Raw genomic sequence first — 20964 nt, forward strand, 5'->3', positions numbered from 1 at the left:
ACCGGCCTAGTCGGCGGGCTTCAGATACTTGTCCAGCCAGCCGAACACCTCGTTGTGCCATTGCACGCTGTTGGCCGGCTTCAGCACCCAGTGGTTCTCGTTCGGGAAGACGATCAGGCGGCTGTCGATGCCCTGACGCTGCAGGGCGGTGAAGGTCGACAGGCCCTGTGCGGTCGGGATGCGGAAGTCCAGGTCGCCCTGCACCACCAGCATCGGATCGCGCCAGTTGCGGACGTGATTGACCGGGTTGAACTGCTCGTAACCGCGCGGATTTTCGTACTGGGTGCCGCCGTATTCCCATTCGGTGAACCAAAGTTCCTCGGTGGCGTAGCCCATGCCGCGGATGTCGAAGACGCCGTCGTGGTTGACCAGACATTTGAACTCGCCCGGCCACTGGCCCGCGATCCAGTTGATCATATAGCCGCCGTAGGACGCGCCCAGCGCGCACGCCTTGTCGCCGTCGAGGAACGGATATTCGCGCTGGGCATGGGCCCAGCCCTTCTGCAGGTCCTCGAACGGGCGGTCGCCCCAGTGCTGGCTGATTGCGTCGGTGAAGGCCTGTCCGTAGCCGGTCGACCCGTGGAAATCGATCATCACCACCGCATAGCCGGCCCCGGCGTAGGTCTCGGGGTTCCAGCGATAGGACCAGCTGTTGCCGAACGAACCCTGCGGTCCGCCGTGGATCAGGAAGGCGACCGGATATTTCTGTCCCTCGACATAGCCGGCCGGCTTGATGACGTAGCCGTGCACCGTCTCGCCGTTCCAGCCCTCGAAGTTGAACTGCTCGGCCTCGCCGAAGACCTTGCCGTCCAGCTGCGGGTTCACATTGGTGATCCGGCGCGGCATCTCGCGGCCGCGGAAGGTCTTGACGAACAACTCGCTGGGCCGGGTCAGGGTGTCCTGTGCGAAGACGAAGCCCGAGGTCGTCTGGCCGAACGCCGAGACATGCCCGGGACCGGTGATCGGAATGACCGAGCCGGAGGTCGCGTCGATCTCGAACAGGCGGGTCTGGCCCACGTCGCCGGCGGTGACATAGACGCTGCGGCCGTTCGCCGACCACTGCAGGCTGTCGGCGGAGCGGTCCCAGTTGGCCGCGATCTGGCGGGTTTCACCGGTCGCGACATCGCGCAGGAAGACGGCGTATTTGTCGGCCTCGAAGCCCGGGCGGGCCATGGCGCGATAGGCCATCGTCCGGCCGTCCGGCGAGAACACCGGGCCGGTGTCCCAGGCGTCGTTGTCGTCGGTCAGGTTGGTCAGCTGGCCCGGCGCGTCGACGGCGACCTGATACAGGTCGAAGTTGGTGCTCCACGGCTCGGACTCGCCCGCGTGGCGTGCCGAGAAGACGATCGAACGGCCGTCGGGACCAAAGGTGAACTCGTTCTCGTCGCCGAACGGCTTGGAGGGGGTGTCGCCGTCGAAGCCTTTCGTGACCCACACCGGATCGCCCGAGGCGCGGCCGTCGGCGCCGATCGGCACGACGAACAGATGGTTCTGCGTCCCGTCCGCCCACGTATCCCAGTGGCGTACGAACATGCGGTCATAGACCTGACCCGTGGAGGGATCGTCGGCCACCGCCTTGGCGCGATCGACCGTGCAGGTCAGGTCCGCGCAGTCGGGGAAGACGGCCAGCGATACCGCGACCTGATCGGCCTGCGGGCTAAGGCGATAGGCGTTGACGTCCAGCGGCAGGCTGGTGACCTGCACGGGGCCGGTCCCGTCGGCCTCGGCGCGCCAGAGCTGGCTGGAGCCTGAGCGGCCCGACAGGAAATAGATCTTTCCGTCCGATCCCCAGCGCGCGGTGTTGGCCCCGCCCTCGTTCAACGCCAGCTTGCGGCCCTCGCCGCCCTCACCCTGAAGGTCCATCAGCCAGATCGCGCCCGAGCGGCGGTTGGCGGCCACGTCGGTGGTCGTCACAGAATAGAGAACCCACCGCCCGTCCGGCGACACCTGCGGATCGCCCAGCCGGTTGGCCGAGATCATGTCGGTGTAGGTGAAGGCGTCGGGCGTCTGGGCCAGGGCCGGCGCGGCGGTCCCCAGAAGGGCGACGACGCTGAGGCTGTACAGAAGGCGGGACAGGCGGGTCATGGACGCTTCCTCGGGCAGAACTGTGTGCGGCGAAGGCGTAGCACCGCCCGTCCCCGCGTCAATGGCGATGCGATCAGGGCGCCGGCGCCGGACCGGTGTGGGCCGCCGTCCAGTTCAGGATCTCCGCCTGCCACTCGACCCAGTTCTGGGGCTTCAGCACCCAGTGGTTCTCGTCCGGCACATGCACGAACCGGCTCTCGATTCCCCGCCGTTGCAGCGCCGAGAAGGTCCCCAGCCCCTGCTCGATCGGCACCCGGAAGTCGCGCGAGCCGTGCAGCACCAGCATGGGCTTTGACCAGTCCGCGACATAGGTGTTCGGGCTGAACTGACGGTACAGCTCCGGCCGCTCCCACGACGTCCCGCCGAACTCCGAGCTGAAGTTGCCGAGGTCCATGGCGTTCATCAGCTGGCCGACGTCGAACACGCCTGCATGGTTGACCAGACACCGCCACGGCCCGTTCCAGCGCCCCGCGATCAGATTGACCATGTATCCGCCGTAGGAGGCGCCCAGCGCGCAGGCGCGGTCGCCGTCCATCCATGAGTTCGCGGCAAGCGCGGTCGCCCAGCCCTTCTGCAGGTCCTCCAGCGGGCGGTCGCCCCAGTGGTCGTTGATGGCGTCGGTGAAGGCCTGACCGAAGCCGGGCGAGCCATGGAAGTTAACCATGACCACGCCATAGCCGGCGCCGGTGTAGACCTGCGGGTTCCAGCGATAGCTCCAGCCGTCGGTCCACGGCGACTTGGGTCCGCCGTGGATCAGATAGACCACCGGATAGCGCTCGCCCTCGGCATAGCCCGCGGGCTTGAACACCCACCCCTGCACCGCTTCCCCGTTCCAGCCGGCGAAGGTGAACAGCTCTCCGTCCGGCAGGTCGACGCCGTTCAGCCGCTCGCTGTTGTGGGTCGTCAGGGCGCGATCGCCCTCGACGATCTGGCCCGGGCTTTCGAAGTCCTCGCGCGCCATGACCAGTCGACCGCCGACCTCGTCGAAGCCTCCGACCGTGCCCGTGTCCGTCAACGCCGTGACCGCGCCCGAGCGGGCGTCGATGCGGAACAGCTTCTGCTGGCCGTTCTCGGCGGCGGTGGCGTAGAGCGCGCGCCCGTCCGCGCTCCAGCGCAACGCTCCGGGCCCGCGATCCCAGTCCGCCGCCAGCGGCCGCGCGCCGGACCCATCCGCCGCCCCAATCATGATTACGGGCTGATCGCCGTAAATACCCTCGCGCCGACCCGCCAGCCACGCCAGCCGCCGTCCGTCGGGCGAGAAGGCGGGCGAGCTGTCCGCCGCCGGATTGCCCGGCGTCAGATTGACCGGCGCGCCGCCCGCGACGGGCACGGCGAACAGGTCGGAGTCGTCGGTGAAGGATTCCGTCCGGCCCTGATCCTGCGCCTGAAACACCACCTGCCGCCCGTCGGGGCTGATCACGAAGGCGTCGTCTCCGCCCTGCGGTCGCGACGGCGCATCGCCGTCGAAGCCCTGCATCAGATCGCGCGGCTGGCCGTCCGCCAGACCCGAGCCGTTCAGCGGCTGGAACAGCAGATGGCTGCGGCGGCCGTCGTTCCACGAATCCCACGGGCGCAGGGGCAGGCGATCGTAGGACCGCACGCTGGAGACCTTCGCTGTGGTCGCCTTCAGCCGGTCGCGGGTGCAGTCCAGCGTCTCGCAATCGACGAAGACGGCGGCGGCCAGAACCAGCCCCCTGCCATCCGGCGCGATGCGGAAATGTGTGACGTCGACCGGCAGGGTCGTGACCTGAACCGCAGCCTGACCCTCGCGATCCGCGCGCCAGACCTGACTCGAGCCGCCTCGCGAAGACAGGAAATATATCGATCCATCCGCCGCCCAGCGGCCGGAGGTCGCGCCGCCTTCGGAAATCGGCAAACGCCGGCCCTGACCGTCGGCCTCGATCACCCATAAGGCGCTGACGCCCTTGTTGCCGGCCCAGTCGGTGCTGCGGACATTGTAGAGGACGCGCCGGCCGTCCGGCGACAGACGGGGATCGGACACCCGCTCCATCATGGCGAGGAGCTCAGGGCTCAGACCGCCCGATGCAGTGGGCGCCGCAGCAGGAACGGGCATCGCCGGCGCCTGCGCCGAAGCCGCTCCGCCGCTCGCCACAAGAACCGCCGCCGCTGCCGTGATCGTCCAGACTGATGCCTTCATCTCGCCCTCCCTGTCCCCCGACACCCTAGGCCGGACGGATCGACGCCGCCAAGCTGTGATCGCGCTTGCCGTGACGCGCGCGAGCGGCGACAACCGCCACGATGACCGCCGCCTCGCCCGCCGTTCCGGAGCCGCACATCTGCGACGTGCTGATCGCCGAGCGCGCGCCGCGTCTGACGGCGTCCGCCGCCTGGCCGCTGGTTCGTCCGGTGCTCTACAAGCTGCTGAACTACGGGGCCGCGCGCCGCATGGCCGACGCGGTGCAGCCGATGTCGGGCGCCGAGGCGCTGGACTATATGAGCGACCTGCTGGACCTGAAGGTGTCGGTGCTGAACCCCGACCGGATCCCCGCTCACGGACGCTGCATCATCGTGGCCAACCACCCGACCGGCATCGCCGACGGGATCGCCGTGTTCGACGCCGTCCGCGCCCGCCGGGCCGACGCCGTTTTCTTCGCCAACGCTGACGCCGTGCGGGTCTCGCCCCGGCTCGGCGAGGCCATCATCCCCGTCGAATGGGTCACCGAGAAACGCACCCGCGAAAAGACCCGCGCCACGCTGGAAGCCGCCCGCGCCGCCTTCGAGGCCGAGCGCTGCGTGGTCATGTTCCCGGCCGGCCGACTGGCCCGGGTGGGCAAGGACGGATCGGTCATAGACCCGGAGTGGGCGCCGACGGCGGCCTCTCTGGCCCGGAAGTACAATGCGCCCGTGGTGCCGATCCATGTGTCTGGCCCCTATTCGCGCCTGTTCCACCTGTTCGACCGGGTGTCGCAGGAGCTCAGGGACATCACCCTGTTCCACGAGCTGCTGAACAAGCGCCGCAAGCCCTTCCATCTGAAGATCGGCAAGCCGATCCCGCCATCGCGGCTGGATATCGACGCGGCCCGGGCGACCTATGCGCTCAAGGCCTTCACCGAGCGGGTCCTGCCCAGCCAGCCGGACGCCGATTTCGCATGAGGCTGGAGCTGTCCGACGCCGACGCCACCACCCGGCTGGGGGCCGCCATCGCGCCGCGCCTCAAAGCGGGCGAGGCCGTGCTGCTTTACGGCCCGCTGGGCATGGGCAAGTCGACACTGGCGCGGGGCCTGATCCGCGCCCTGACCCGGCCGGACGAGGACGTGCCGTCACCGACCTTCACCCTGGTCCAGTTCTACGAGAGCACGCCGCCGGTAGCCCACTTCGATCTCTACCGCCTGACCCGGCCGGAAGAGGCCTCCGAGATCGGGCTGGATGAGGCGCTGGACGAGGGCTGCGCCATCCTAGAGTGGCCGGAACGGCTGGGCGACGATCCGTCTGTCTGGCTGGGGCCGGACCGGCTGACCGTGACCCTCACCGAAAGCGGCGACGGCCGGATCGCGACCCTGTCAGGGACCGGGGTCTGGGAAGACAAGCTCAAGGACCTTCATGTCTGACCGCGAACAGCAGCGTCTGGAATTCCTCAAGTCGGCCGGTCTGGCCGACGCCGCCCGCGCGCCCCTGCCCGGCGACGCCTCGACGCGCCGCTACGAGCGGTTGACGACCTCCAGCGGTCAGTCCCTGATGTTGATGGACCAGCCCGCCAGCGCCGAGAGCCCGCCCGCCGATCCCTCATGGTCGCCCGAACGGCGCAAGGCCGAGGGCTGGAACGCCACCGCCCGCCTGTCCGCCGGCCGGATCGAGGCCTTCGCCGCGGTCGCCGCTCACCTGCGCGCGCTCGGCCTGTCGGCGCCCGAAATCGTGGCGCTCGACGCCCCGGCCGGGCTCGCGGTGCTCGAGGACTTCGGCGACGACCTGTTCGCTCGCGTGATCGAGCGCGGCGAGGCCGAGGCGCCCCTCTATCTCGCCGCCGTCGAGGTGCTGGCGCGCCTGCATGACGCCGAGACGCCCGACGTGCTCGCGGGCCCGGCCGGCGACTGGGCGCTGCAGGCCTATGACGAGACCGCCCTGCAGGGCGGGGCCGATCTGTTCGTCGACTGGATGCCGCAGCTCGATACGGCCCTGACCTTCGACGACGCAGCCGTTGCGGAATGGCATGAGGCCTGGGCGCCGATCGTCGCGCGCGGCGCGGCGGGGGCCTCGGTCATAGCGCACCGCGACTATCACGCCGAGAACCTGATCCGCCGGACCGGCCTGTCGGGAGCCGAGAGCGTCGGCCTGATCGACTTTCAGGACGCGGTCCGGGCGCACCCTGGCTGGGACCTGCACTCGCTGTTGCAGGACGCGCGCCGGGACGTTTCGCCGGAACTGGAGCGGCAGGCGCTGGACCACTATTTCACCCTCCGCCCCGGGCTCGACCGGGTCGATTTCATGCGCGACTACGCCGGTCTGGCGGCGCTGAACGAGGCGCGGATTCTGGGCATATTCGCCCGGCTGATCGTGCGCGATGGCAAGCCCCGCTACCGGGCCTTCATGCCTCGCATGTGGGCCCATCTGAACGCCAATCTGACCAAGCCCGGGCTGGAGACGGTTCGCGGCTGGTTCGATCGCCATGTGCCGGAGGACCACCGCCGATGAGCATGCCGAAGACCGCCATGGTGCTCGCCGCCGGCCTCGGCACCCGCATGCGCCCCCTGACCGACGACCGGCCCAAGGCGCTGGTCGAGGTCGGCGGCAGGGCCCTGATCGACCACGTGCTGGACCGGCTGGCCGAGGCGGGCGTGGAGCGGGCCGTGGTCAACGTCCACTGGTTCGCGGACCGGCTCGAAGGCCATCTCGCCGGCCGGGCACGCCCGGCCATCGTCATTTCCGACGAGCGCGAGAAATTGCTGGAGACCGGCGGCGGGCTGAAGAAGGCCCGCCCTCTGCTGGGCGATGACCCCGTATACGTCGCCAATATCGACAGCGTCTGGATCGACCGCGGCGACGCCATCGGCGACCTGTCCCGCCTGTGGGACCCGGAGCGGATGGACGCCGCCCTTCTGCTCGCCCGCCGCGAAGGCTCCATCGGCTTCGAGGGCGACGGAGACTTTTTCCTCGCGGGCGACGGCCGCCTGACCTTCCGCGGCGACGCCCCGAGCGCGCCGTACAGCTACATGGGTCTGCACATCACCCGGCCGGACTATGTCGCGGATGGGCCCGACGGCCCGTTCTCGCTGGCGACCCTGTGGCGGAAGTCGGCAGCCGAGGGCCGGTTGTTCGGCTGCGTGCTGGACGGCGACTGGATGCACGTCGGCGACCCCGTTGCACGGGATCAGTCCGAGGCCCGCCTCACCGGAGAGACATGAGCGGGTTCGATCCCTTCGCGACGTCCGCACCGCGCTGGTACGCGGTCGAGGCCCATCGGCCGTTTCTCGACGATCTGGCGGAGGGCCTGCTGGCCTGGCTGGGCGACGAGCCGCCTGAGGCCCTGTCCGACGCTGTCGTCCTGCTGCCCAACCGCCGCGCGGCACGAGCGTTCATCGACGGGCTGAACCGGCACGCGCGGGGCCGCACGGTCCTGCTGCCCCAGATCCGGCCCCTCGGCGATCTGGAAGAGGACGAGCCGCCGTTCGCCCCCGGCGAGCTGGACCTCGACCTGCCGCCCGCCATCTCGCCCCTGCGCCGCCGATTCGAACTGGCCCGCATGATCGACGCCCACCGCCGCGAACCCGTCTCGCCCCTGATCGCGCTGGAGATGGCCGAGAGCCTCGCCGCCTTCCTGGACTCCTGCCAGATCGAGGAGGTCACGGGGACCGACCGCATCCGCGATCTGGCCGAGGCTGACATGGCGCGGCACTGGCAGGACTCGGCCGACTTCCTGTCCATCGCCGTAGAGGCGTGGCCGCAGCGTCTGACCGAGCTCGGCCTGATCGACCCGCAGGCGCGTCGTATCGCCCTGCTGAAACGTCTGGCCGAAAGCTGGACCGAGCGGCCGCCCCAACACCCCGTCTTCGCCGCCGGCTCCACCGGCACCGTTCCGGCCGCCGCCGCCGTGCTGGGCGCCGTCGCCCGCGCCCCGCGCGGCGCCGTCATCCTGCCCGGCCTCGACCTCGATCTGGACGAGGCGGCCTGGGGCGAGGTCGGCGACCAGCATCCGCAGGGCGCGCTCAAGGCCCTGCTGACCCGTCACGGCGTCGCCCGCGCCGACGTCGCCCTCTGGCCTATCCGTGAGACGTCCGACCAGACCCGCGCCGGACGCGGCCGACGCCGGTTGATCGCCGAGGCCCTGAAGCCGCCCCTCGCCACCGCCGACTGGCGCCGCGCCATCGACGCCATGCAGGCCTCGGGCGACGATCCGGTCGGCGAGGGCCTCGCGGGCCTGACCGTCCTGACCGGCCGCACGGAAGACGCCACCGCCGCCCTCGCCGCCCTGCTGATGCGCGAGGCGGTCGAGACGCCCGGCCAGACCTGCGCCCTCGTCACCCCCGACCTGGATCTGGCGCGGCGGGTGCAGGCGCGCTTGCGTCGCTGGGGTCTGGCGGCGGACTCCTCTGCCGGCGAGCCCCTGTCGCGCAGTTCGATCGGGGTGCTGATGGGGCTGGTCGCCAATCTCGCGGGCGGCTTCGGCGCCAGTCCCCTTCTGGCCATCCTCAAACATCCGACGACGACGCTCGACCTCGAACCCGCCGCCTTCGCCTCGACCCGCGATGCGCTTGAGCAGCACGGCCTGCGCGGTCCCCGTCCCGAGAATTTCGACGCGGTCCGCCGCCGGCTGACCGGCGCCAAACGCCCGCAGCCTGAGGCCGAAAATCTGCTGACCCGGCTGGAAGAAGCGCTGTCGCCGATGCTCTCCGGCGACGAGCCCCGGAGCGTTGACGTCGCCGCCCGCGCCCTGGCCGAGGCGATCGAGCGGCTGGCCGGCGAGGGCGTGGCGGCATGGCGCGGCCCCGAGGGGGAGGCGGCGTCTCGCCTGCTGTCCGGCCTGATCGAGGAGGGCGCCGCCGCCGAACCGCTGGACGGCGCCGCCTTCGCCGAACTGCTGCGCCGCCTGATGGATCAGGAGGTGATCCGCACGGGCGGCGACGTGCATCCCCGCCTGCGCATCCTCGGGGCCATCGAAGCCCGGCTGGTCCGCGCGGATCGCATGATCCTCGCCGGACTGGAGGAGGGCGTCTGGCCGCGCGGCGGGGCGATCGATCCCTTCCTGTCCCGTCCCATGCGCCAGACGCTGGGTCTGCCCTCGCCCGAGCGGCGCATCGGACTGTCGGCCCATGACTTCGCCCAGGCCGCCTGCGCGCCCGAGGTCGTCCTGCTGCATGCCGAGCGGCGCGGCGGCCAGCCATCGGTCAAGTCGCGCTGGCTGTGGCGGCTGGACACGCTCGTACGCGGCGCCGGACGCGAACTGCCGGGCCGCCCTGAGGCCGCGACATGGGCTGCCCGTCTGGACGCCGCCGACCCCGCCCCGCCGCCGACCCTGCGTCCCGCCCGCCGTCCTGCGCCCAGGCCGCCCGTCGAGGCCCGGCCGAAGCGGATGTCGGTCACCCGGGTCGAGGAATGGGTGCGCGACCCCTACGCCACCTACGCCCGCTTCATCCTCAAGCTGTTCGAGATGGCGCGCCCGGACGAGGCGGTTGACGCCCGCATCCGCGGCACGGCCATCCACGACGCCTTGCACCGCTTCGGCGACGCGTGGGAGACCGACGGCGCGGCTGGTGGAGTCGAGCGCTTCGCCGATCTCTACATGACCGCCCTGCTGGACGCCGGCATGCCGCAGGCGGCGCTGGCGCGAGAGCGGGTGCTGGGCCTCAACGCCGGCCGCTGGGTCGTCGAGTGGGAGGCCGCGCGGCGGTCGACCAGCCGCCGCGTGCTGCTGGAACGCTCGGCGGAACTGGCCATCGACATCGACGGCGAACCCTTCGTCCTGACCGCCAAGGCCGACCGGATCGAGGTCACGGACGGCCGCCTGTCCGTGATCGATTTCAAGACCGGCTCGGCCCCGACGGCCAAGCAGGTCGAGACCGGCTTCTCGTCCCAGCTGCCGCTGACCGCCGCCATCGCCTGCGCCGGAGGTTTCGGTCCTGAGGGCGCCGGCGAGCCGCATGAGCTGCTCTATGTTTCGGTCACGGGACGCGAGCCGCCCGCCCGCATCGAGGATCGCGCCGGCGAGGAGGGTGCTAGCGCCACCACCGACGCCGCGATGGACGGCCTGATCGAACGGGTGCGCGACTACCGACGGCTCGAGCGGGCCTATGCCTCGCGCACCGCGCCCGCCTTCGCCCAGCGATCCGTCTCCGACTACGATCATCTGGCCCGCGTCGCCGAATGGTCGACCTCCGGCGAGGAGGAGGGCGAATGACCGATATCGCCCCCCGCGACCCCCAGGCCGTCGCCGCCGACCCGTCGGTCAACGCCTTCGTCATGGCCAACGCCGGGGCGGGCAAGACGACGACGCTGGTGTCTCGCGTGGCTCGTCTGCTGCTGGGCGGCTCGCGGCCCGACGCCGTTCTGTGCCTGACCTTCACCAAGGCCGCCGCCGCCGAGATGCAGCGCCGACTGTACGAGCGGCTGGGCCGATGGGCCGTGGCCGACGACGGCTGGCTGCGCGACGAGCTCGGCCGGCTGGAGGAGCGCAATCCGACGACCTACGACGCCGAGGCCCTGTCGCGCGCCCGCGCCCTGTTCGCCCGCGCGCTGGAGACGCCCGGCGGACTGAAAATCCAGACCATCCACGCCTTCTGCGAACAGTTGCTGCGCCGCTTCCCGGTCGAGGCCGGCGTCTCGCCCCTGTTCCGCGTGGTCGACGATGTCGAGGCCGAAACCCTGCGCGCCCGGGCCCGCGCCCGCGTCGCCGAGCGCTCGCTGGCGGACGATCCCGGCCTGTCGACTGCCTATGCCGTCATGGCCGGCAAGCTCGACTTCCAGGCCTTCGAGGCCATGTTCGTCCGCTTCGAGGAGCGCCGGGCCGCGCTCGCCGCATGGGTCGCCGCAGACGGCGGCGCGTCGACGCTGGTGTCGCGGGTCGCGGCTCTGGCCGGCGTGGACGCGCTGGAAGACCCGGATGCGATCGAGACCGCCGCCGTCTCGCCCCCCGCGCTGGATCCGGCCGAATGGTTCGCCGCCGCAGGCGCGTTGACGCTTGGCAACGAAAAGACCGACCAGCCTCTGGGCCTGAAACTGCAGGCCGTCGCCGAGGCGGTCCAGAACGGCGATCGCCCGGTGCAGGCGGTGAAGGCCATCTTCTTCACCGCGGGCGGCGACGGATCGCCCAAGGCGCGGATGGGCACGAAAGCGGTCGGACCGGCGACGCTGGAATGGCTGTCACAGGAGCAGGACAGGCTGGCGGAAGCCGTCGCCCGCGCCCGCGCCTGCCGCGTCGCCTGGGACACCCTGCACGCCCTGACGCTCGCCTCGGCCTACGCCGAGGAATACGACGCCGCCAAGACCCGGCGCGGCACGCTGGACTTCGCCGACCTGATCAGCGCCGCCCTGCGCCTGCTCACCGACGAGGCGGCCGGCGCGCGCTGGGTGCTCTACAAACTGGACGGCGGCGTCGATCATATTCTGGTCGACGAGGCGCAGGACACCTCGCCCGAGCAGTGGGGCATCGTCCGCGCCCTGACCGACGAATTCTTCCGGGGCGAGGGCGCACGCGGCGACGGGGTCGAGCGCACGGTCTTCGTGGTGGGCGACGAGAAACAGTCGATCTTCTCGTTCCAGGGCGCCGCGCCGGAACGGCTGCTGTTTGAAAGCCAGAGCTATCGGCAAGTTGTCGAGGGGGTGCGGAGGCGGTTCGAAAGTGTCGAACTGCTGCGCTCATGGCGCTCGACGCCGGAGGTTCTGGCCTTCGTCGATCAGGTCTTCCTCGACGCGGACCGCGCGGGCGCCCTCAGCCCCGGCCGGGGACTGGTCGGCGACCGTATCGACGCCGTGGTCAGCCACAGGGCGGCGCGCGACGACGGACCCGGCACGATCGACATCTGGCCCGCTGAACAGGAACAGCCCGCCGAGGACCGTCGCGCGTGGGACGAGCCGATGGACGCCGACACCGCCCGGGGCGCCCGCCGCCGGGTGGCTGAACGGATCGTCGCCGAGGTGCGCGGGCTCGTCGAGCGCGGCGAGGGCGTGCACGACAAGGACGGTCGGGCGTGGCGCGCCGCCGACTGGGGCGACGTGCTGATCCTCGTCAAAAAGCGCGGCCCGATGTTCGAGGAGATCCTGCGCGCGCTGAAACAGGGCGGCGTGCCGGTCGCCGGGGCGGACCGGCTGCGTCTGTCGAAACATCCCGTCTTTATGGACTTGCTAGCGCTGGGCCGCGCGGCCCTGTTCCCGGACGACGATCTGACGCTGGCGGGCGTACTGCGCAGCCCGTTGTGCGACGTATCCGAAGACGACCTCTATGCCCTCGCCCACGCTCGCGAAGGCTCCCTGTGGCGGGCGCTCAGGGCGTCGACGGGCCCGGCGGAGACGGCCGCCGTCCAGCTGATCGCCGGCTTCCGCGCCGCGGCCCGCGAGACGCCGCCGTTCGATTTGTACGCCGGGCTTCTGAACCGGACCGACGCGCGCGGGCTGACCCTGCGCCAGCGGTTCCTGACCCGGCTGGGCGCCGAGGCGTCCGACGCGCTGGACGCCTTCCTCGATCAGGCGCTGGCCGCCGAGGGGCGCGGCGTGCTCGACCTCGAACGCTTCTGCCATGCCGTCGCCAGTCTAGACCAGACGGTGAAGCGCGAGATGGACGAGCCGCGCGGCGAGGTGCGGGTCATGACCGCCCACTCGGCCAAGGGGCTGGAGGCGCCGATCGTCATCCTGCCCGACACCATCTTTGAGGAGCCCAAGGGCGACGCCCTGCTGGAGACCGACGACGGCGGCTTCCTGTGGTGCGGCTCGTCGAAGGGCGACTGCGACGCCTCGGCCGTGGCGCGCGAGGCCCGCAAGCGGCGCAATGAGGAGGAGTCGCTGAGGCTGCTCTATGTCGGCCTGACCCGCGCTCGGGATCGCCTGATCGTCGGCGGACGGCTGGCCTCCAATCGCAAGCTGGACGGCGTCCGCGCCTGGTGGGGTCCACTGGCCGAGGCCGCCGCCGGGCTGGGCCACGCCGTACGCCAGATCGAGGGCCCCCACGGGCCGCTCCGCCGGTTCGGGGCCGATCCGGCCCTCTATCCTCGTCGGCAGGCGACGGCGGCGGCCGAGGTCGCATCACCGGCATGGCTCACGATTCCGCCGACCGACGAAAGCCGCGCCCGCGCCCTGTCGCCCTCGCGCACGGACGGCGCCGATCGCATGCCCGCCCCGTCGCCCCTGACACGCGGGTCCGAAGGCCTCGGCCGGTTCCGGCGCGGCGACCTGATCCACCGCCTGCTGGAACGCCTGCCCGAGGTCGCCGGGCCGGACCGGGCGCAGGCGGCTGCACGCATCCTGTCCCGCGAGCGCGATCTGGACGACGGTCAGCGCGCCGAGATGATCGCCGCCGCCTTCCTCATCCTCGACGACCCCCGCTTCGACGACGCCTTCGGCCCCGGCTCGCGCGCCGAGATCGCCGTGACCGGTCAGGTTCAGGGCGTCTCGGTCTCCGGCCGCATGGACCGTCTGGTGGTGTCGGCCGATCAAGTGCGGGTCATCGACTACAAGACGAACCGGCCCGCCCCGGCACGCGTCGAGGACGCCGATCCCGCCTACATCCGGCAGTTGGCGGTCTATGTCTCGCTATTGAGGCAAGCCTACCCCGAACGCACGGTCGAGGCGGCGCTGGTCTGGACCGACGGTCCTGCCTTGATGCCCGTTCCGGACGCCCTGATGGACGCCGCTCTTCTCACGCGTTGACCGGAGAGGCGACCATCCCCACATCTCACCCGAACGGGCGGAATCAGTTCACGATGTCCGGCCCCAAGGAGACACCCATGGCCACCGTAAAGGTCACCGACGACAGCTTCGAAACCGACGTGCTCAAGGCCTCCCAGCCCGTGCTGGTTGACTTCTGGGCCGAGTGGTGCGGTCCCTGCAAGCAGATTGGCCCGGCGCTCGAGCAGATCGCCGACGAACTGGGCGGTCAGGTCACCATCGCCAAGGTCAACATCGACGACAGCCCCATGGTCCCGTCGAAACTGGGCGTGAAGGGCATTCCGACCCTGATGCTGTTCAAGGACGGCCAGATGGCCTCGATGAAGGTCGGCGCCATGCCAAAGGGCAAGATCGTCGAATGGCTGGCCGAAAGCGGCATCAAGGCCTGATCCGGCCCGCCTGGTCCGGACGCATCGGACGCTTCGGACGGTTTTGTTTTTCAGTCCGGCCAGGTCGCCCGGTCGGCGGCCAGAACCTCGCCGGCCAGATACAGCGAGCCGCAGATGACCACCCGGCCCGCGCCCAGCCTCAGGGCCTGATCCAGCGCGGTCCGGACCGAGGCTGACGGCGTCGCGCCCAGCCCGTGCCCCTGCGCCACCGCCGCCAAGGCAGCGGGTTCGGCGCAGGCGCCGTCGAAGGGCACGGTGAAGACCGCCGCCCCGGTCCCGCGCAGGGCCTCGAAGAAGCCCCCGGCGTCCTTGTTCCCCAGCATGCCGATGATCAGGGCCAGCGGCCGGGGCGCCTTCGCCTGCCGCTCCAGCAGGGCCTCGGCCAGTGCGCGCGCGGCATGGGGATTGTGCCCCCCGTCGAGCCACAACTCCGCGTCCGCCGCCTGCGCCGTGTCGGCATAGGGACCCGCCTTCAGCCGCTGCATCCGCGCCGGCCAGCTGACCGACTTCAGCCCTTCGGCGATGGCGGGCTCCGGCAGATCGAGCTCCAGCGCCACCGCGACCGCCAGCCCGGCGTTGGCGATCTGGTGCGGCCCCGCCAGCGCGGGCGCCGGCAGGTCCAGAAACCGGCTCTGGTCCTGATACGCCAGACCGCCCCGCTCGGCCCAGGCGTCGAAATCGACGCCCATGACCGTCAGCGGCGCGCCCACCGCTGTCGCCGCCGCCTCGATGGCGTCCATGGCCTCTGGCGCCTGTCGGGCGATCAACCCCCGCGCGCCGGGCTTGAGGATACCCGCCTTCTCCACCGCAATCCCGCGCAGGGACGTGCCGAGGAATTCGGCGTGATCCAGATCCACCGGCGTGATCACGCTCAGCAGCGGCCGCGCAATCACGTTGGTGGCGTCCAGCACCCCGCCCAGCCCGACCTCGATGATCGCCAGATCGGCCGGGGTCTCGCTCATGGCCACGAAGGCGGCGGCGGTTGTGCTTTCAAACACCGTGGCCTCGCCCGAAACCGCCTCGATCCGGTCCAGAATGGCGTTCAGCGGCTCGTCCTCGATCAGCCGCCCGGCCAGCCTGATGCGCTCATTGAACCGCACCAGGTGGGGCGAGGTGTAGACATGGACCTTCAGCCCAGCCGCCTCGGCGATGGCGCGCAGGAAGGCCACCGTAGAGCCCTTGCCGTTGGTGCCGGCCACATGGATCACCGGCGGCAGTCGGTCCTGCGGATCGCCCAGCGCCGCGCACAGCGCGCGCATCCGCCCCAGCGAAAGGTCGATGCGCTGCGGGTGCCGCGCGCGAAGCCGTTCGGAGATCGGATCCATCGGCGCGGTTCTAGGCCGCCCGGCGCTTCCCGCCCATCAGCATCGACAGGATGCGGCCAAGGGTCTCCGGCAGCTCGGCGCGGGCGACCACGCGATCGACCATGCCCTTCTCCTGCAGGTACTCGGCGCGCTGGAAGCCCGGCGGCAGCTTTTCGCGGATCGTCGCCTCGATGACGCGCGGACCGGCGAACCCGATCAGGGCGCCCGGCTCGGCCAGATGCACATCGCCCAGCATGGCGTAGCTGGCCGTGACGCCGCCCGTGGTCGGATCGGTCAGGACGACGACGAAGGGCAGCTGGGCCGCCTTCAGCTCCTGAATGGCCAGGGTCGTGCGCGCCATCTGCATCAGGCTGAGCGCGCCCTCCTGCATCCGGGCGCCGCCGGCGGCGGTGAAGCAGACCAGGGGCAGACCCCGCGCCACGGCCTGACGCGCGGCGGCGATGAACGCCTCCCCCGCCGCCATACCCAGCGAACCGCCCATGAAGGTGAAGTCCTGAACGATGACCACGGTCTCGGTCCCGCCGACAAGGCCGACGCCGATGGCCATGGTGTCCTTGCGCCCGGCCGCCTTGCGCGCCGCCGACAGCCGGTCCTTGTAGGGCTTGCCGTCGGAGAACTTCAGCGGGTCCTCGGGCACGTCCGGCGTCTCGATCGGCTCGAACTGGCCGTCATCGAAGGTGTAACGCAGTCGCTGGTCGGCGTTGATGCGCATATGCCGTCCGCCTGGCGTGACCCAGAGCGCCGTCTCCAGATCGGAGCGGTACAGCATCTCGCCCGTGTCGGGGTCCTTGACCCACAGATTCTCGGGCGTGTCGCGCCGGTTGACGATCTTGCGCACACCGGGGGCGAAGCGGGACAGCCATCCGCCGCGCTTCTCCTGCTGGGGTTTGTTCTTGTCGGCCATGGGGGCGATCTAGACGGTTTCTTTCGTTCGTGCACCCCGGACCGCATCGGCAAGGCTCCGCACCCTGGCCAGAACGCGCGGCGCGGCGGGTTCGTTCGCATCCAGCGCGGCGGCCACCTCGTCGACGAGGGCCGAGCCGACCACGACGGCGTCCGCGACCCGGGCGATCTCGGCCGCCCGCTCCGGCGTCCTGACCCCGAAGCCGACCGCGACCGGCAGGCCCGAGGCAAGGCGCACGCGCTCCACCGCGGGCGCGACCGAGACGGCCTGCGCCTCCTTCACCCCGGTCACGCCCGCGACCGAAACGTAATAGACAAAGCCCGATGTTCGCTCGCTGATGACCTTCAGCCGCGCATCGTCCGACGTCGGCGTGGCCAGACGGATCAGCGACAGCTGGCTGGCGTCCAGCGCGTCCGTCAGCGGCCCGGCCTCTTCCGGCGGGCAGTCGACGACGATCACGCCATCCACCCCGGCTTCAGCCGCGTCGCGCGCGAAGGCGTCGTAACCGTGGGTCTCGATCGGATTGAGATAGCCCATCAGGATCAGCGGCGTGTCCGCATCCCCCGTCCGGAACTCACGGACCAGATCCAGCGTGCCCTTCAGCGTCAGTCCGGCCTTCAGCCCCCGCAGCGCGGCGCGCTGGATCGGCGGCCCCTCGGCCATCGGGTCCGAGAAGGGAAAGCCCAGCTCGATGATGTCGGCCCCTGCGGCCGGCAAGCCGCGCAGGATTTCCAATGCCTCTGCGCGGGTGGGATCGCCGGCCATGACGTAGGTCACGAACCCGGCGCGACCCTCGGTCTTCAGCGCGGCGAAGCGGGCGTCGATGCGGGCGGTGCTCATTGGGCCGGCGCCGCCGCGTTCGGATCGGCCGCCTGACAGATATCCCGAGGAATGGTGGCGAAGGCCAGATAGGCCGGGGCGGCGGGGGCCGCCATCTCGCCGTCCGCGAACGCCAGCACCTGGAAGGCGTCACATCCGCCCTCGGGCTTGCGCTTCATATAGATCACCACATTGCCGCTGGCGTCCGCGACCAGCCAGCCTTGCGGCGTGAACACCGCTTCATAGGCCTGCAGCACGCCCTCGACGCCGGCCTGGGTGCTGACCACGCAGGTCGCGCGCTCCGCCAGCGCAGGCCGGTTCCCGCAGGTCGGATCGGCGGTGGCGTTGGCCACGGCGGGCAGCTCGACCGGCAAGGGCAGTTTGGCCGGCGCCGGCGTCTGGGCCAGACCGGCCACAGCCAGAAGCATCGCAAGGTCCATGATCAGATCTCCACACCGAGGTGCTTCGCCACGGCGAAGATGTCCTTGTCGCCCCGCCCGCACATGTTCAGCACCACGTCTCCGCCCTTGCCGACCTCACGCGCGATCTCGCCCACGCGGGCCAGCGCGTGGCTGGGTTCGAGCGCCGGGATGATGCCTTCAAGTTTCGAGCACAGCTGGAACGCCTCCAGCGCCTCGGCGTCCGTCGCAGCGCGATACTCGGCGCGGCCGATGTCCTTCAGCCACGCATGCTCGGGGCCGATGCCCGGATAATCGAGACCGGCCGAGATTGAGTGGCCTTCAAGGATCTGACCGTCGTCGTCCTGCAGCAGATAGGTGCGGTTTCCGTGCAGCACGCCGGGCCGACCGCCCTGGATCGAGGCCGCATGGTCTGGCCCGTCGAGGCCACGCCCCGCCGCCTCGACGCCGATCAGCCGTACGCCGGCGTCCTCGATGAAGGGGTGGAACAGGCCGATGGCGTTCGACCCGCCGCCGATCGCCGCCACACAGGCGTCCGGCAGCTTTTCCTTGCGGGCCAGCATGGAGGCGCGGGTCTCGCGGCCAATCACCGACTGAAAGTCGCGCACCATGGCGGGGTAGGGGTGGGGCCCGGCGGCGGTGCCGATCAGGTAATAGGTGTCCTCGACATTGGTCACCCAGTCCCGCATCGCCTCGTTCATGGCGTCCTTCAGAGTCGCCCGGCCGCTGGTCACCGGAATGACCTCGGCGCCCAACAGCTTCATCCGGAAGACGTTTGGCTGCTGCCGCTCGACGTCGGTGGCGCCCATGTAAACAACACAAGGCAGGCCGAAGCGGGCGCAGACCGTCGCCGTCGCCACGCCATGCTGGCCGGCGCCGGTCTCGGCGATGATCCGGGTCTTGCCCATCCGCATGGCCAGCAGGATCTGGCCCATACAGTTGTTCACCTTGTGGGCGCCGGTGTGGTTCAGCTCATCGCGCTTGAACCAGATGTCGGCCCCGCCGTGGTGCTCGGTCAGGCGCTCCGCAAGGTAAAGCGGGCTGGGGCGCCCGACATAGTCGGTCAGGAAGCCGTCCAGTTCGGCCTGGAACGACGGATCCGCCTTCGCCGCCTCATAGGCGTCGTTCAGCTGGTGGATCAGCGGCATCAGGGTCTCGGCCACGAACCGTCCGCCATAGGGACCGAAACGGCCCTCGTCGTCGGGCCAGGCGTAGCTGTTGGGCAGGATGGCGTTCACTGTGTCACTCTTCGCGGGGAGGCGAGGCGGAAATCAGGCCGCCGGACTCGCTGACGTCACGGCCTTCAGAAAGGCCGCGATCAGCGCCGGTTCCTTAACACCCGGCGCGCTTTCGACGCCAGAGGACACGTCGACCAGCGGTGCGCCAGAAATTCGCATCGCCTCCGCGACGTTGGCCGGGTTCAGCCCGCCTGCGACGAACCACGGCCTGCGGAACGCCCGGTCCGCCAGCAGGGCCCAGTCGAACCGCGCCCCGACGCCGCCGGGCAGGTCTGACCCCGCAGGCGGCTTCGCGTCGAACATCAGGTGATCGACGAACGGCTCCCACGCCTCCGCCTCGGCAAAGTCCTCATGGGTCCGGATCGGCAGCGCCTTGATGATACCGGCGCCGGTCAGGGTCCGCACCTGCTCCGCCCGCGCCGCGGTCTCGGACCCGTGCAGCTGAATGAGGTCCGGCCTCAGGATCAGGGCGATCTCGGTCAGCAGGGCGTCGTCCGCATCGACCGTCACCGCCACGACCTTCGCCCGACCGCGCGCCCGTTCGAACAGGGTCGCGGCATGCATGGGCTCGAGATGACGCGGACTCTTCGGAAACATCACCGCGCCCACGAATGCCGCCCCGCCCGCCAAGGCGGCGTCCACCGCATCCGGCGTCGTCAATCCGCAGATCTTGGCCTCGGTCATTCCCGCGACCTGCGCTCCCGCTCTGATCAGGTCAAGGCCGGTACAGGTCTGCGTCCGGATCGACGCCGCCGCGGATCGCTGCGGAAACCACTTGAGAGGCGATGACAGAATAGGTGATGCCGTTGCCGCCGAAGCCCATGACGGCCCATGTATGGTCCATGCCCTTAACCGGGCCGATGTTCGGAAGCCCCGTCACGCTCTCGCCGAAAGCGCCGGCCCAGCTGTAGTCGATCTCGAACGCCACCTCGGGCAGCAGGCGCTTCAGCTTGCCGGCGATGGTCTCGCATTTGCGCTTCAGCTTCGCCTTGTCCTCATGCGCGTCCGGCGACGGCTCGTCCTCACCGCCGACAATCAACCGCCCGTCGCCGCCCATGCGGAAATAGAGGTAGGGGTCCGACGCCTCCCACACGAGGGTGTCGCGCAGCCAGGCCGGACAGCGCTGGCGCGGCTTCGAGGCCATGGCCCAGGTCGAGATCACCTTCGCCCCCGGCGTCGGGACGCCCTTCGGAAACTCGTAACCGCAGCAGAACACCACCGCCTTCGCCCGGACCGCATGGCCGGCGTCCGTCAGCAGCGTCACGCCCTCCGGGTCCGACGCCGCTTCCAGCACCTCGACCCGGGAATAGACCTTGGCGCCGTTCGTCTGCGCACGGCGCAACAGACCTGCGGCCAGCCGTGCGGGGTCGCCGCTCGCCGAGCCTTGGCTGACGATGGCGCCGGTGCGGTCGATGCCGAAGCGATCGCGCAGTTCGGCGGGCCCGGCGTAGATGCTCGCCAGCCCGATCGCGGCCCGGGCTTCGGCCTCCGCCTCAAGCGCGCGATGGCCATATTCATCGCCCGCGAGATAGAGGGTGTCCTTGTCCTTCAGGCCGCAGACGATGCCCTCATCGACCACGATCCGCTTCAGCGCATCCACGGCCGCCCGCGACCGCAGATACGCCCGCTTCGCCTTCGCCATTCCGATCCGGTCGGCCAGGGCGGTCAGTGGCAGGTCGATCTCCCATTGCAGCAGGGCGGTCGAGGCCATGGTCGAGCCCATCAGCGGAGGACGGCGATCCAGAACCGCGACCGAATGATCCCGGCTCAACTCATGGGCCATGAAGGCGCCGCTGATCCCCGCGCCGACGATGGCGACATCAACCGCGACCGCAGCCTTCAGCGGACGGACCGGCACGCCCAGTCCCCGGCTGTCGGCCCACAGCGAACGACCGGTCCGGAGGTCTCTCTTGATCGTCGCGCCCGTCATGCCGCCATCCCTGAAGCGGAGCCATA

General features: G+C 70.5%; 16 protein-coding genes. 7 read left to right on the plus strand and 9 right to left on the minus strand.

The genetic code is table 11. The annotated features are described in order from the left end of the window. Window positions 1-6: 6 nt before the first annotated feature. Together ACIQC9_RS12105 and ACIQC9_RS12110 are read right to left on the minus strand one after the other, a co-directional pair. Window positions 7-2085 carry a prolyl oligopeptidase family serine peptidase gene (locus ACIQC9_RS12105; RefSeq protein WP_400616165.1) on the minus strand — a complete coding sequence of 693 codons (2079 nt, stop codon included), beginning with the start codon at window positions 2083-2085 and terminating at the stop codon, window positions 7-9. Between the two features lie 73 nt (window positions 2086-2158). Further along, window positions 2159-4243 carry a prolyl oligopeptidase family serine peptidase gene (locus ACIQC9_RS12110; protein ID WP_400616168.1) on the minus strand — a complete coding sequence of 695 codons (2085 nt, stop codon included), beginning with the start codon at window positions 4241-4243 and terminating at the stop codon, window positions 2159-2161. 101 nt (window positions 4244-4344) lie between these two features. Here ACIQC9_RS12110 and ACIQC9_RS12115 point away from each other — a divergent pair, with 101 nt between their 5' ends. From ACIQC9_RS12115 to trxA, 7 genes are all read left to right on the plus strand, one after another. Further along, entirely contained in the window at window positions 4345-5199 is an 855-nt protein-coding gene (locus tag ACIQC9_RS12115; protein ID WP_400616170.1) for a GNAT family N-acetyltransferase, read from the plus strand. Next, the gene (tsaE, locus tag ACIQC9_RS12120) at window positions 5196-5654 is read left to right on the plus strand and encodes a tRNA (adenosine(37)-N6)-threonylcarbamoyltransferase complex ATPase subunit type 1 TsaE (RefSeq protein WP_400616172.1); all 459 of its coding nucleotides are present in this window, start codon (window positions 5196-5198) and stop codon (window positions 5652-5654) included. The genes ACIQC9_RS12115 and tsaE overlap by 4 nt, the downstream gene beginning before the upstream one ends. Beyond that, on the plus strand, window positions 5647-6735 hold the full coding sequence (gene amgK, locus ACIQC9_RS12125; protein ID WP_400616174.1) for an N-acetylmuramate/N-acetylglucosamine kinase AmgK: 1089 nt from the start codon (window positions 5647-5649) through the stop codon (window positions 6733-6735). The genes tsaE and amgK overlap by 8 nt, the downstream gene beginning before the upstream one ends. Further along, the gene (gene murU, locus ACIQC9_RS12130; RefSeq protein WP_400616176.1) at window positions 6732-7445 is read left to right on the plus strand and encodes an N-acetylmuramate alpha-1-phosphate uridylyltransferase MurU; all 714 of its coding nucleotides are present in this window, start codon (window positions 6732-6734) and stop codon (window positions 7443-7445) included. The genes amgK and murU overlap by 4 nt, the downstream gene beginning before the upstream one ends. Then, window positions 7442-10435 (plus strand): double-strand break repair protein AddB, encoded by a 2994-nt coding sequence (gene addB, locus ACIQC9_RS12135; protein ID WP_400616179.1) that lies wholly within the window; start codon window positions 7442-7444, stop codon window positions 10433-10435. The genes murU and addB overlap by 4 nt, the downstream gene beginning before the upstream one ends. Beyond that, on the plus strand, window positions 10432-13896 hold the full coding sequence (addA, locus tag ACIQC9_RS12140; RefSeq protein ID WP_400616181.1) for a double-strand break repair helicase AddA: 3465 nt from the start codon (window positions 10432-10434) through the stop codon (window positions 13894-13896). The genes addB and addA overlap by 4 nt, the downstream gene beginning before the upstream one ends. Before the next feature lie 77 nt (window positions 13897-13973). Continuing rightward, complete coding sequence (trxA, locus tag ACIQC9_RS12145; protein ID WP_400616183.1) at window positions 13974-14303, plus strand: thioredoxin; 330 nt, start codon at window positions 13974-13976, stop codon at window positions 14301-14303. A 50-nt stretch (window positions 14304-14353) separates the two neighbouring features. On the opposite strand, the gene ACIQC9_RS12150 is transcribed toward trxA, so the two are convergent. From ACIQC9_RS12150 to ACIQC9_RS12180, 7 genes are read right to left on the minus strand one after another with little or no spacing between them, the layout of a single operon-like run. Beyond that, window positions 14354-15628, minus strand: coding sequence for a bifunctional folylpolyglutamate synthase/dihydrofolate synthase (locus tag ACIQC9_RS12150; protein WP_400616186.1), 1275 nt, complete (start codon window positions 15626-15628; stop codon window positions 14354-14356). 10 nt (window positions 15629-15638) lie between these two features. Further along, a complete protein-coding gene (locus ACIQC9_RS12155; protein WP_400616189.1) occupies window positions 15639-16532 on the minus strand; it encodes an acetyl-CoA carboxylase carboxyltransferase subunit beta in 894 nt (297 codons plus the stop codon). A 9-nt stretch (window positions 16533-16541) separates the two neighbouring features. Beyond that, complete coding sequence (gene trpA / locus ACIQC9_RS12160; protein WP_400616191.1) at window positions 16542-17372, minus strand: tryptophan synthase subunit alpha; 831 nt, start codon at window positions 17370-17372, stop codon at window positions 16542-16544. Beyond that, complete coding sequence (locus tag ACIQC9_RS12165) at window positions 17369-17791, minus strand: hypothetical protein (RefSeq protein ID WP_400616194.1); 423 nt, start codon at window positions 17789-17791, stop codon at window positions 17369-17371. The genes trpA and ACIQC9_RS12165 overlap by 4 nt, the downstream gene beginning before the upstream one ends. A 2-nt stretch (window positions 17792-17793) precedes the next feature. Beyond that, window positions 17794-19008, minus strand: a complete 1215-nt coding sequence (trpB, locus tag ACIQC9_RS12170; RefSeq protein WP_400616196.1) for a tryptophan synthase subunit beta — start codon at window positions 19006-19008, stop codon at window positions 17794-17796. 33 nt (window positions 19009-19041) lie between these two features. Then, window positions 19042-19692 carry a phosphoribosylanthranilate isomerase gene (locus ACIQC9_RS12175; protein ID WP_400616199.1) on the minus strand — a complete coding sequence of 217 codons (651 nt, stop codon included), beginning with the start codon at window positions 19690-19692 and terminating at the stop codon, window positions 19042-19044. A 31-nt stretch (window positions 19693-19723) separates the two neighbouring features. Continuing rightward, window positions 19724-20938: an NAD(P)/FAD-dependent oxidoreductase gene (locus ACIQC9_RS12180; protein WP_400616201.1), complete on the minus strand. Its 1215-nt coding sequence runs from the start codon at window positions 20936-20938 to the stop codon at window positions 19724-19726. Window positions 20939-20964 lie beyond the last annotated feature (26 nt).

The sequence above is a fragment of the Brevundimonas sp. NPDC092305 genome, from assembly GCF_044755415.1.
Classification (GTDB): domain Bacteria; phylum Pseudomonadota; class Alphaproteobacteria; order Caulobacterales; family Caulobacteraceae; genus Brevundimonas.

Excerpts from the sequence above, each read along its gene's own strand:
- trpA (WP_400616191.1), bottom strand. The coding sequence starts at position 17,372 with ATGAGCACCGCCCGCATCGACGCCCGCTTCGCCGCGCTGAAGACCGAG.
- ACIQC9_RS12115 (WP_400616170.1), top strand. The coding sequence starts at position 4,345 with ATGACCGCCGCCTCGCCCGCCGTTCCGGAGCCGCACATCTGCGACGTG.
- addA (WP_400616181.1), top strand. The coding sequence starts at position 10,432 with ATGACCGATATCGCCCCCCGCGACCCCCAGGCCGTCGCCGCCGACCCG.
- ACIQC9_RS12110 (WP_400616168.1), bottom strand. The coding sequence starts at position 4,243 with ATGAAGGCATCAGTCTGGACGATCACGGCAGCGGCGGCGGTTCTTGTG.
- ACIQC9_RS12150 (WP_400616186.1), bottom strand. The coding sequence starts at position 15,628 with ATGGATCCGATCTCCGAACGGCTTCGCGCGCGGCACCCGCAGCGCATC.
- murU (WP_400616176.1), top strand. The coding sequence starts at position 6,732 with ATGAGCATGCCGAAGACCGCCATGGTGCTCGCCGCCGGCCTCGGCACC.
- amgK (WP_400616174.1), top strand. The coding sequence starts at position 5,647 with ATGTCTGACCGCGAACAGCAGCGTCTGGAATTCCTCAAGTCGGCCGGT.
- ACIQC9_RS12175 (WP_400616199.1), bottom strand. The coding sequence starts at position 19,692 with ATGACCGAGGCCAAGATCTGCGGATTGACGACGCCGGATGCGGTGGAC.
- ACIQC9_RS12105 (WP_400616165.1), bottom strand. The coding sequence starts at position 2,085 with ATGACCCGCCTGTCCCGCCTTCTGTACAGCCTCAGCGTCGTCGCCCTT.
- trxA (WP_400616183.1), top strand. The coding sequence starts at position 13,974 with ATGGCCACCGTAAAGGTCACCGACGACAGCTTCGAAACCGACGTGCTC.
- tsaE (WP_400616172.1), top strand. The coding sequence starts at position 5,196 with ATGAGGCTGGAGCTGTCCGACGCCGACGCCACCACCCGGCTGGGGGCC.
- ACIQC9_RS12165 (WP_400616194.1), bottom strand. The coding sequence starts at position 17,791 with ATGGACCTTGCGATGCTTCTGGCTGTGGCCGGTCTGGCCCAGACGCCG.
- ACIQC9_RS12155 (WP_400616189.1), bottom strand. The coding sequence starts at position 16,532 with ATGGCCGACAAGAACAAACCCCAGCAGGAGAAGCGCGGCGGATGGCTG.
- addB (WP_400616179.1), top strand. The coding sequence starts at position 7,442 with ATGAGCGGGTTCGATCCCTTCGCGACGTCCGCACCGCGCTGGTACGCG.
- ACIQC9_RS12180 (WP_400616201.1), bottom strand. The coding sequence starts at position 20,938 with ATGACGGGCGCGACGATCAAGAGAGACCTCCGGACCGGTCGTTCGCTG.